General features: G+C 37.5%; 6 protein-coding genes. 1 reads left to right on the forward strand and 5 read right to left on the reverse strand.

The genetic code is table 11. The features are described 5' to 3' along the window. Positions 1-177: 177 nt before the first annotated feature. Positions 178-4,215: an endo-alpha-N-acetylgalactosaminidase family protein gene (locus M948_RS26670; protein WP_021289449.1), complete on the reverse strand. Its 4,038-nt coding sequence runs from the start codon at positions 4,213-4,215 to the stop codon at positions 178-180. A 452-nt stretch (positions 4,216-4,667) separates the two neighbouring features. On the opposite strand from M948_RS26670, the gene M948_RS26675 reads away from it, so the two are divergent. Beyond that, positions 4,668-5,501, forward strand: coding sequence for an AraC family transcriptional regulator (locus tag M948_RS26675; protein ID WP_021289450.1), 834 nt, complete (start codon positions 4,668-4,670; stop codon positions 5,499-5,501). A 264-nt stretch (positions 5,502-5,765) separates the two neighbouring features. On the opposite strand, the gene M948_RS26680 is transcribed toward M948_RS26675, so the two are convergent. The 4 genes from M948_RS26680 to M948_RS26695 form a co-directional block, all read right to left on the reverse strand. Continuing rightward, on the reverse strand, positions 5,766-6,098 hold the full coding sequence (locus tag M948_RS26680; RefSeq protein ID WP_155974749.1) for a hypothetical protein: 333 nt from the start codon (positions 6,096-6,098) through the stop codon (positions 5,766-5,768). 495 nt (positions 6,099-6,593) lie between these two features. Beyond that, positions 6,594-7,550, reverse strand: a complete 957-nt coding sequence (manA, locus tag M948_RS26685; protein ID WP_021289453.1) for a mannose-6-phosphate isomerase, class I — start codon at positions 7,548-7,550, stop codon at positions 6,594-6,596. 39 nt (positions 7,551-7,589) lie between these two features. After that, complete coding sequence (locus M948_RS26690; RefSeq protein WP_021289454.1) at positions 7,590-9,527, reverse strand: PTS fructose transporter subunit IIABC; 1,938 nt, start codon at positions 9,525-9,527, stop codon at positions 7,590-7,592. A gap of 133 nt (positions 9,528-9,660) precedes the next feature. Continuing rightward, a complete protein-coding gene (locus M948_RS26695; RefSeq protein WP_021289455.1) occupies positions 9,661-11,580 on the reverse strand; it encodes a BglG family transcription antiterminator in 1,920 nt (639 codons plus the stop codon). Positions 11,581-11,595: the final 15 nt, after the last annotated feature.

The raw sequence follows: 11,595 nt of genomic DNA on the forward strand, positions 1-11,595 counted from the left end.
CACAATAAAAATATTGTTGTGATTTTTAGATATATTGCTTTTTAATATGTTTTGAATAAAATTTCTTGATAAAGATAGAACCGTAACTTCTAAAAATCATTACCAAATAGAAATAAGGGAGCTGATTAAAAATTTAGCTCCCTGCTTTTTTATTCATATAGAAAGATAGGTAAAAAACTACTTCCATCTTCCGATTAAAATATCAGAACTCGATTTAAGCGTATTATACGCCTTTTGAGAAATTAATTTTTCTTGTTTTTGTTGATCTAGCAGCTGTTTAAATCCATTTAGATGCTTGATAACCTTTGCAGCTTGTTCCTGCTTTTCGTAACGAGCAACCGCAATCAAATGGGTGTTTAATGCGCGAATCACTTGAGGGTTCTCGAATTCCTCCATTTCATCGTATTGTTCAATAAGTGTTCGGATATCAGCTGTGCTTTCTATCGTAGCTACCTTTTCAATTTGTAAGTTGTCTAATATAAAAGTTCCTTCACCGGTATCCATATTCACACTTGTTCCATCACTAAAGATTCCAATATAGGTCTGTCCATTTCCTGAGCCAGTTACTGTGAACTCTGCCCTGTTGGTATCGGTGGATGCAGTTATTTGTTCATTCACTGAAAGCCCTTTGGCATCATCAATATCCTTTACATCAATCGCCTGATCTCCAGCTATAAACCGATAGGAATCAGCAGTAGTCTGATAGTCAAAGCTGACTTTGTATAGACTATTTGCTTCAAAGTGGACATGCTGTGGAATGGTACGGTACACTAGACCATTATTTCCAGTATTCACTTTCAAAGACCATTCACCATCGATTACGTCATCGACTAATTTTTTCCCTGCCCATCCTTTTTGGGTGTAAGGAGCATGGAGCTCGGATAAATGAATACGATTATCTTCCACTCCTTCTGTGTTTCCTACAACAAACGGATAAATACCCTGCACTACCTTTTCAAAATCCTGCTCAAATACACGTGGAGATGCATGATTTGTTAAAGACTTTTTAACAATTCGGATGTCATCATATATGGTATTTCCTTCACCAGATTCTCTACCAAGGATCAATTCAGCGCTTTCACTTTCCGCCGTAAAGCTTACCTGCATCCGCTGCATGGTACTATTGGTTCCATCATTTGTTGCATGTGAATCAGCTTTCACATAATTTTTTTGTAGACTGCGGAGAGTGTAATTTTTCACATCTTTTGAAGCACCAGTCACTTCGATGGAAGCTTGCTTATCACTGTTGTTTTCTACATAAACCTCAGCTACATAATCCTCACCTGGCTCCAGCCCTGTAAGTGTACGAGTGACATAGGTGTCTTTTTTGGGATTATCGATATCCAAGTAATAATTACCACTGCTTAAATTTCTAGCTGATCCTGCTTGATTCGTCCGTTTGACGGTTACAGCTTTTTTTTCACCAGAAATCTTTGTGTGTTCCCCTTTTACTGTTCCTGAATTGAAACCAGTATCATAAACATGCGCTTTTGAACTCCAATTATCAATGATCAATCCTTCATCTTTTTCCTTCGTCACGATATAAGGTGTAGCAGCCTCTGCCTGTAAGGTTATTTTTTGATCAATAACGTTAACTTTTTGCCTTTCTGATCGGCCTTGATCTGTCAATTTATATACATAAACCTTAGATACACCTGCATATTCATCTGGAAGCGACCATGTTGATTCTCCACCTTCTAGATTCCAATGATACAACTTATCAGAATCAGGGGTCGGGTTTTCAAAATCTTGTTCTACCCAAGGAATCAAATACGTATGTCCATCAAGTACTACCTGATCATTAAGCGCAATGATACGTTCTCTGGAATTATCCTTTCTTGTTACCACCACTTTATCTCCATTACTTGGATCTTCCAGCTTAATTTCTTGTTCTAAGTTTGTTACTGTCGGATCACCATCTGTTGTTTCCCAGTTTGTTACATAATATTTCTGCAAAAATTTTGTTGGAAGATTCGTATCAAACGTCATTTTGATGAAGTTGTCATAATTTTTATCGGATTGCCATCCTTCAAATCCAGCTAGTTCAAATCCGCCAAGTAATGGATGATCTGCTGTGCCGCCAGCTTCCGGCCAATTTAAAACCCAGGAATCTTTTTGATGGTTGCCAATAAAACGTAATACTTCAGAATTAATCCCTTTATTTTCAGGACCTCCGTAATTCTTGTCCGTAGCCCAGTGCTGCCATGTAGAATAGTTGGCTACAGCTGTCCCAAATTCGGATGTCAATCTCCAACCTCTATCTTTAAACTGCTCATAAATTCGATCTGATTCCCATTGATCCTGATACCAGACATCTAGATAGATAAAATCAAGCCCAGGAGCTGCAGCATGTAATTCGTCCAAACGTTCTGCCCGCGTTCCTGAATACAAGTCTTTTAATTTATCAATTGTATAAGATTGGTCTAGCCAGCCCCAACCTTTTGCATTTGGTCCTTCAATTAAGTCTTCATTGAAAGCTTTTGCTTCCGGATACGTTTCCTGGGCATTTATATGAACACCAAATTCGGTATTATACGCATGCCCCTCATTAATAAGGGTGTTTAGATCGGCTTTGCCCCCCATGCGTTCCCCTACATTACCATAATCCGGATGCGCACTATCATGTCCTTCACTTCCATATCCTTTTAAGAGAACTGCTTGTCCTAATCCATCTGTTGCCAAGGCTACCTTTTTTACATTATCCAATGTTTTAAGAAAAGGCTGCTGTGCCTGTGACCCAAAATTCATCGCAATTCGTGTTCCTACAAGATTATTAACATTGTTTGCTCCTTTAATGTCCTGCATGATATCACGGTAAGCAATCGCACTGTCCTGCCAGTCTACATTATTATCTTCATTGATATCTTCGGCAAGCGCAATTTTTATCGTTGGTTTATTGGATGATGGCTCAGGCATAAATTCGCGATGATAGTATAAGGGGCTGGATCCGATCCCCATCGCTTTGTCACCATTTTCATTTTCATAACGGCTTGCGGTAAGATTTTTGTATCCATTTACTTCGGAACTGGACCAAACACCAGCACTTATTTCATCTGTAGACAGGAAAGCAGTGTAATACCCTGTTTCTGTGTCCATCCCCCCCAGCGAATCATTAACCAATACATTGATGTCGCCAGGTTTGGTTACATCCTTGCTAAGGTTTGTTAATTTTGCCTTTGCATCCTTTTGACTGGAATTAACCGAAATGAAATTCATATCTGCAAATTCAATGGTCTCTATCGTTGCCCCAGCTTTATTATTTATATCTTCGAATCTGTAAGTAACTTGGTTATCTTCTACTTTTACGGAAAGTGTTAATTCGGCATCCATCGCTTCATACTCGTCTTCAACTGCTAAAGTGTAAATTGCTTCATCTTCACTGACTTTTTCAAATGATACTTCAGGATAGTACAGCATGTTGTTTAATTTTAAGCCATAAACAGGAGATTTCTGCCCATTCATCACTTTACCATCTACCTTGTATTGAATAATTCGTGGAAATACTTCATCAATGGTGACATCCATATAATTGGAATGTAATGTTTGTTCGATTGGTTCCTTATTTGGTGGCTCTGGGGGTGTGTATTCCTCGATACTTACATTAGAGATGGTAATATTAGCAGGTCCACGGCTCTTTTCCAAGCCAAGTAATCCTGCCTCATTTACCCCATCAGGTTGAAACCAGGAACCCACTTTTTCATTATCAACATATAACGTAACGTTATCATCAACAAACTTTGCACGTATATGGTAGGTTTTGTCCGCTTCCAAAGGTACCCCCTTCGTTGTAGAGGTCCACTTATTGGCAGGACCAAAAATCTCACTAAAATATTGATCGTTTTCATCCTCCGTACCAGCGAAGGAATACGTAGAAGCATCCTGCAGACGATAAATAAAACCAAAGCGGCTTAAATCCGTATTCGAAGTTATATCTGCTTCAAAAACACCATTCTTTATCTCTTCCATCTTATTGTAGACAATTTTATTTTTCTCATTTGAGGTAACACGAAAAGTCGCTGAACCGTCATCATTATATGTGATCGATCCGTCACCTTGAATCAAATTAAAATCCCCTTCTTCAAGATCACGATCACTAATATCTACTTTATCTTCTTCTGATAATTCGGCATGTAATGACGGGACGTTTATCGATAATAAAGATATCGTCATTGCAAAAAAAACGATGAAAAATGGTTTTTCATAACGTTTGTTCACATCAAAACCTCCTTTTGAATTTCAAGACAATTACCCAAGAATAAATGAACAGCTAGATCGTGCTAAAGCCGAATCATCCCCTCCTTTAGGAATCCAACGATTTTCCATAGTTGAACAAAGGCAAACCGTCGTTTCAATAGTTTATTTAGTAGTCAAATCACTACTCTACTCCAAGGCTACATTTATAAAAACGCTTTCACAATAATAATATTGTTGACTTTTTTATTAATATTGCTGTTATTATCGCTTGTTAATAAACTCCCATGAGACCCTGTAGTGAATACTAGATTCCTAGTTAAAAATAGATGAACGGAAACTATCCAAAACCAAACCAATAATTCCATATTCTAGGTGTCATTGTTTTATAAATATTGCCTTTTATTAGAAAACTAGTTAGAATATAAACAATAATCAGTCATCATAATTACGTATATAAAAAGAGGGTGCGTATCATGTCTTACGAAGTATATAAAGTAAATAATTCAACTGCTAAAAAAAGACCATTTAAACTTTTGTATATTACTCGTTCCGAATATGATAAGGGCTGGCATAGTACACAGCATACCCACCATTTTACTGAACTATTTTATATCGTAAATGGAAAAGGGTCTTTTGTTCTTCCAACTCATGAAATTCCAGTTAAAGAAAATGATTTAGTGATAATAAATCCTAATGTAGAGCATACGGAGAAGTCGAATGTTCAAGATTCACTTCAATATATTGCTTTGGGAATAGAGGGGTTGACTTTCTCACTTACTGAGGAAAAAGACGCACAAATGGGGCTTTTTACGTACCGCGGAGACCGTGAAGATGTTCTATTTTACCTTAATAAATTATTAAATGAAGTGATGCATGGCGATATCCAATATGAAATTATTTGTCAAAATATTATCGAAATCTTGATTGTTAAACTAAAACGCGAGAAAAAATTTACCATAGAGAAAACAGAAACACTGAATATTAATAAGGCAGTAGCTTTTATCAAGCATTACATTAATCAAAACTATCGTAACAACATCACACTTGATTTATTAGCAAAGGTGGGGCATATCAATAAATATTACCTATCACATACGTTTAAGAAAGATATGGGAATCTCTCCGATTGAATACCTGAATAAAGTTCGAATTAAGGAAGCAAAAATATTGTTGGATACAACCGACTATAATATCGGTGAGATTGCTGAAATTATTGGTTTTTCTTCACAATCTTTTTTTACACAGGCATTTAAACGCACAACAAATCAAACACCTTCCACGTATCGAAAAGTGCAATTAAACAGATGATTTATGCTTGTCCTTTTACCTGGTTGAATGCCATACAGATCTTGAAATCTACGAAAGTCGTTAATCATGTAAAACGCTTATACTCCATAGGATACAACATCAAAGCGCGTTTGGAAGAATCCGGATCGTGAAAAGGATAGTAGGAGGAACAAGTTGGGGGAATGGAGTCATCCTTCTATGTTGGTACATAACCAACGTGTCGCATTCTGTTACCCCTCTAACTTTGAGGGAATGGCTTATGGTACAGGCAAATATGCATGAACTTCATACCGATTTCCTTTTTTGATAGAGTTTAAATCTTTCAATCGTTATGGATCCAAACAACATTCCTAACAGGGCAAATAAGAATAACGATATTAGGAAACACATTAACCAGCGAAATACTATAAATAAGACAAATGCTAAAACAAATAAGCATACAATAATGATGGCTATGCCAACTTCTATTTTAAATCCGTTCTTTCCAGCAATTATGTAATCATTAATCATGTCGTCAGTTAGATATACTTCCATTAAAGGTTCGTAGGTTAATTTTTTATAATAATATACGCCTGTACCAAAACTAATTGCCAAGCCAATTACTATAAGTAGCGTCATATAAAATTCATTCAGAAGCGTCAAGTATATGTGATCTATCCCCCGAAGACATGCTAAAACAAGAGCAAATGCTATCCAATAATATAATTCATTTACTTTCCTTTGATAGGCTTTATAAACTTTACTAGTCTGTTTATCCATTTTTTATGTTCTTCGTATAAATAGGAAATAATTGATTATCTAATTTGCGATTCGTGTGCCACATTCTAAAAACCCCTCCCCACTAAAACGACCAATACCAACTTTTGTAACTTGCTCATGATCTTCTATAACCTGTAAGGACCACCCATCTACCTATACCAGAGCTGTCACACTATATACAGCATATACTAATGTTAAATGCAGTCTAGATTACTATCTATTTGGATTATTAGCTAAATGTAACGGTTTCTCTACGTTCTTTCCCAGTTATCAAAGGAGCAGTAAATAAAAAGCAAGAACTGTTGTTTTACCAGTAACAGTTCTTGCTTCATTACGTTGGATTTATCGAGTACGTTAGCGATGCGATACAATAAACGCTGCTTCACCTGCGATATGGTATTCAGTTATACCATAAGGGAGTACGAAATGATCTCCTTTTTTGATTGGGAATTCATTCTCGGCTACTGTTATCGTAGCATTGCCGTCTATCACACTAACCTGCAAAAAGTCATATTCTTGCTTCAAAGTTACCTCACCATGTAATTGCCAGTGATTTACCGAGAAATAGTTTGCTTCCACTAGTTTCTTTATATCTAAATCTTCTTCCGTGATCTCACTTTGTCCTACTTTCGCATCTTGATGTGGCACGTTTGTCACTTCAACCGCACGGTCTAAATGTAGTTCACGCTTTTGACCACTTCTATCGGTACGATCATAATCATATACACGGTACGTAATATCCGAACTTTGCTGTGTCTCTAAAATGACAATTCCTTTTCCAATGGCATGGATGGTACCGCTCGGAACATATACAAAATCGCCAGCTTGTACTTTTTTTCGACGTAATAATTTCTCCCATTCTCCACTACGAACCATTTCCTTCAGCTCTTCTTGGTTTTTAGCATGATGACCTAGAACGAGTTCCGCCCCTTCTTCTGCATGAAGCACATACCAACACTCCGTTTTTCCGTATGGTACACCTTCGACTTCTCTTGCAAACTCATCATTTGGATGAACTTGTACCGAAAGATCAGCGTTAGCATCTAAGATTTTGACAAGTAACGGATATTCCTCAATATTCGCTGCATCTTTATTAAATAATTCCCCATGTTTATACCAGGCATCTGCAAGCGTTTTTCCCGACAAAGGACCATTCATGATAACACTTGGTCCATTCGGGTGTGCAGAAATCACCCATGCCTCTCCGGTTTTTTCGTAAGGAATCTCATAATTAAATTCACTCCGCAGCTTTTGACCACCCCAAATCCTCTCTTGAAAAACGGGCTGTAAAAACATCGGTTCTTTATACATTCAACATCACCTCGAGTAATTTATCGGTCAACTATAACTTTATTGAATTTCCTCCAACAATTTCATTGCTTCTAATTCAGAGGTCACTTCAAGCAATTGGTTTCTATAATCTTCATCCATTAACTTACGAGATAGCATTTGCAATATTTTCAAGTGAGCATCTCCGGCACTCTCTTCAGGTACAGCGATCATGAAGATTAGCTTCGCATCGGTTCCATCGAGGCTATCCCAATCGACACCATCACGCTTAATCCCAAAGGCAACGGCCGGACGTTTTACTGCACTTGATTTACCATGTGGAATCGCAATATTCATTCCCAAGCCAGTTGAACTTTGACTTTCACGATCCAGAATTGCCTGCTTATACGCTTGTTTCGATTCTATTATACCGGCAGCATCAAATTTTTCAATTAATTCTTTAATTACTTCATCACGTGTGGAACCAGTCAGATTTGTTTCCATTAGATTGGTAGCGGTAATATCTACTAGCTTATGGATTTCTCCCTGATCTGCAGGTTGTTCAGACGTCTCTTTCGATGTTGCTGCTCCACCATCTGTGTTTTCTTGATGAACGGGTGCAGCATCTGCTACATCCTTTTTCAAAAAGTTAACTAAAAATGCTGTTACAAGAACACCCACAATTACTGCAATAAAGAACATGATTACATTATCGACAGCACCTAAGAGTGCTACAATTGGTCCACCGTGTGCAACCTTATCTCCAACATTCCCTATCATCGCGATCACAGACCCTACCATGGAGCCGACCACAATACTCGGTATTACTCGTAAGGGATCCTGCGCAGCGAAAGGAATGGCACCTTCTGTCACTCCAAAAAAGCCCATGGTCAATGATGCTTTCCCAGCTTCTCTTTCATTCTCCTGATATTTCTTCTTATTCAGTAATGTTGCTAATCCCATTCCTATAGGTGGAATACAGATTGCAACAGCAATCGGCCCCATAATTTCATAGTTTCCTTCTGCTATCATTGCAGAGCCGAATAAGAATGCCACTTTATTGAATGGTCCACCCATATCAACAGCAATCATACCACCAAGAATAAGTGCGAGTAAAATCGAACTTGCGCCTTGCATTCCTGATAACCATACCGTTAAACCTTCGAACACTTGTGCAACGGGTGCACCAATAACATAAATGAATAATAGACCTACAATGGCAGATGAAATAATCGGTATAAATATAATTGGCATTACTGGTTGTACAGCTTTTGGTACTTTTATTTTCTTAATACCCAATGCGATATAACCAGCTAAGAAACCAGCGATTATCCCGCCAATAAAACCAGCACCTGCCTCACTTCCATAAAAGCTTCCTGTAGCTGCAATATAGCCGCCAATCATACCTGGTACTAGGCCTGGCCGATCTGCAATACTAACAGCAATGAAACCAGCTAATATTGGTACCATGAACATAAATGCTGTATTGCCAAGGCTTTCAATCTGTTTCCAAATCGAACCCTCTGGTATTTTAATTCCACCTGCTGTTTGTTCCCCACCAAGGGTCAATGCAAACGCAATCAAAAGACCTCCAACAACGATAAACGGAATCATATACGATACACCATTCATCAGGTGCTTATAAATAGGGTTTTCTTTTTGTTTACGCTCTTGCTTCACTTCTTCTGGAAATACTAACCCCTCTTGATGAACCGATACGTCTCCAGCTTGAATTCGTTCAATTAATGCTTTTGGGTTACGAATTCCTTCTTGGACACCGGTTACAATTAATTTCTTACCAACAAAGCGTTCTTTAGAAATTTCTTTGTCAGATGCAATAATAATACCATCTGCTTCGGCAATGTCTTGTTCTGTAAGTACATTTTCTGCACCGATCGATCCCTGTGTTTCTACTTTTATATCAATGCCCATTTCTTCGCCTGCTTTTTGTAAATTTTCAGCAGCCATGTAGGTGTGAGCGATTCCAACAGGGCAAGCTGTAACAGCTAATACCTTCATCACACTTTCCTCCTATGAATCGTTTATTCTTACCTACCTGTATTATAACTTAGAATATCGAATAATTAATTTCGATGTTTACCAGAACTTCTGGTAAATATGAATTATTAGCGAAAATCTCAACTACGATTGACTATTTCATCTTTTGTAGAAATTCTTTCACACTAGTAGCATGAACTAATGAGTGAACAAATGACAGATCCTCACTATAATTAGCTATCTGTCGGACCGCGTCCTTATTTAACCTTTGATCATTCCTAGAAATGGCTAGCAAAAACACTAACGATACTTGTTCATCCCCCCAATTTAGAGATTGTTTTAACACAGCAACCGCAACGACGGATTGATTAATCATTGTTGGATTCCCATGCGGAATCGCAATACCTCCCCCGATTGAAGTCGATGACTTTCTTTCTCTTAACAGTGCACTATGGATGAACTCTTTGTTGATAAATCCTTTCTTATAAAGTGTATTCCCTAGCATTTCTATTACTTGAAACGGGTGCTCTTTATCCACATCCAAATGGATGAGATCCGCACGAATTAATGAGGAGAGTACTGATTTTTCACTCTTTCCACTTTGTTTAGTTTCTATTTCCGCAATAAATTGATTTAGTTTTTCTTTATCCTTCGCTTCTAATAAAGGAGATACCATCACATAGGGGATATTCACCTGTTCCAATTTTACAGTTGAAATGATGAAATCAATTTCATATTTTTTCACATAATCGTTCATATCGGCTTTCCCTATACAAGCAACAATTTGTAATCCATGGTATTGATGCTCGATCTTCGCTTGCAATAAGTGAGACATGCCGACACCCAAATGGCAAACGATTAATATCCTTTTTTCTTTCTCTCGTTTGCCTTCTAATCGTTCCAGTGAAGCTTGAAAATGAAGTACTAAATAAGCTGCTTCATCCTCAGGAACATCCAGTTTGTGGTTTTCTTTAATTTCATCCAACGCGATCATAACCATATTAAACAAGTAGGGATACATTTTTTTAATATCGGATAAGAGTGGGTTCGTAATAGGAAATCCATATTTCATTCGATTAATCACGGAATGAATATGTACAATTAATCCCTTCTTGAGAATACCATCACTTTCAAACGAAAATAAGGTAAGGTTACCCAGCCTGTTTATTAAATCATCAATAATTTGTAGTAGGTGATCATCTTTCATAAAGATGTCATCCCCTAAGTCATCCTTCTTTTTGCTGCCAAGCAAATGCCAGGTAAAATAAATTAACTCATCTTCAGGAAATTTAATTCGAAAAACGGAGCCGAGCTTTTTTAAAAACCAGGTTGCGTAGTGATATTCATTGTAAGAATGTATGGTTTCCTTCTCCACGGTTGGAATAGACACAGGAGATTTTTGCCGCGTTCGTTTAACCATAATAAGCGTATGCACAAGTAAACTTTCCATCGCACCATCTGTAAAGGCGATTTCATATCGTTTTTGTAATTCATGTAGTACCCTTTTTACCATTGTTATTTCATAAGGCAAAAACAAATTTAAGACATAGCTTTCATCGCTTGTAACAGAAGAAATAAGCTCTGATAAATGAGCCAATGCACTACGTTTTTGCATTTCTTCCCCTTGAACAGCATTGCCTAATTTAGGCTTAGATAATAACGTTAGCTGATACGTGTTAAGCCAATTCGCGATGATTTCTAATTCTTTTTTCACGGTGGCTCTTGAAACATAGTACCTATTGGACAATTCTTCTAAAGAAACCGCTTTATTACTTACCAGTAAATAATAGGCGATTTCAATACATCGATCCTCATGCACTTTGGTCTCAGATGATAGTACTCTCTGTAATAATTCAGGTCGGTCCGTTTCATCCATTTCAAGTGTAATTCCTACTCCTCGTTGCCGTCTTAGGCTTGTACCGTTATAGTCCATAAGCAGCGCTTCGATTACTTGCAAATCATTACGTACCGTCTTTTCTGAACATCCCATTTGCAGTGACAAATCATCTATATTAAGAATTTTTCCGTTTTGTATTAATAATGTTTTAAGCAGTTCCCTTTGTCGATCATTCATAATTACACCTCGCAC

It is taken from the genome of Virgibacillus sp. CM-4 (assembly GCF_000445495.1).
Taxonomy (GTDB): Bacteria; Bacillota; Bacilli; order Bacillales; family Amphibacillaceae; genus Virgibacillus; species Virgibacillus salexigens.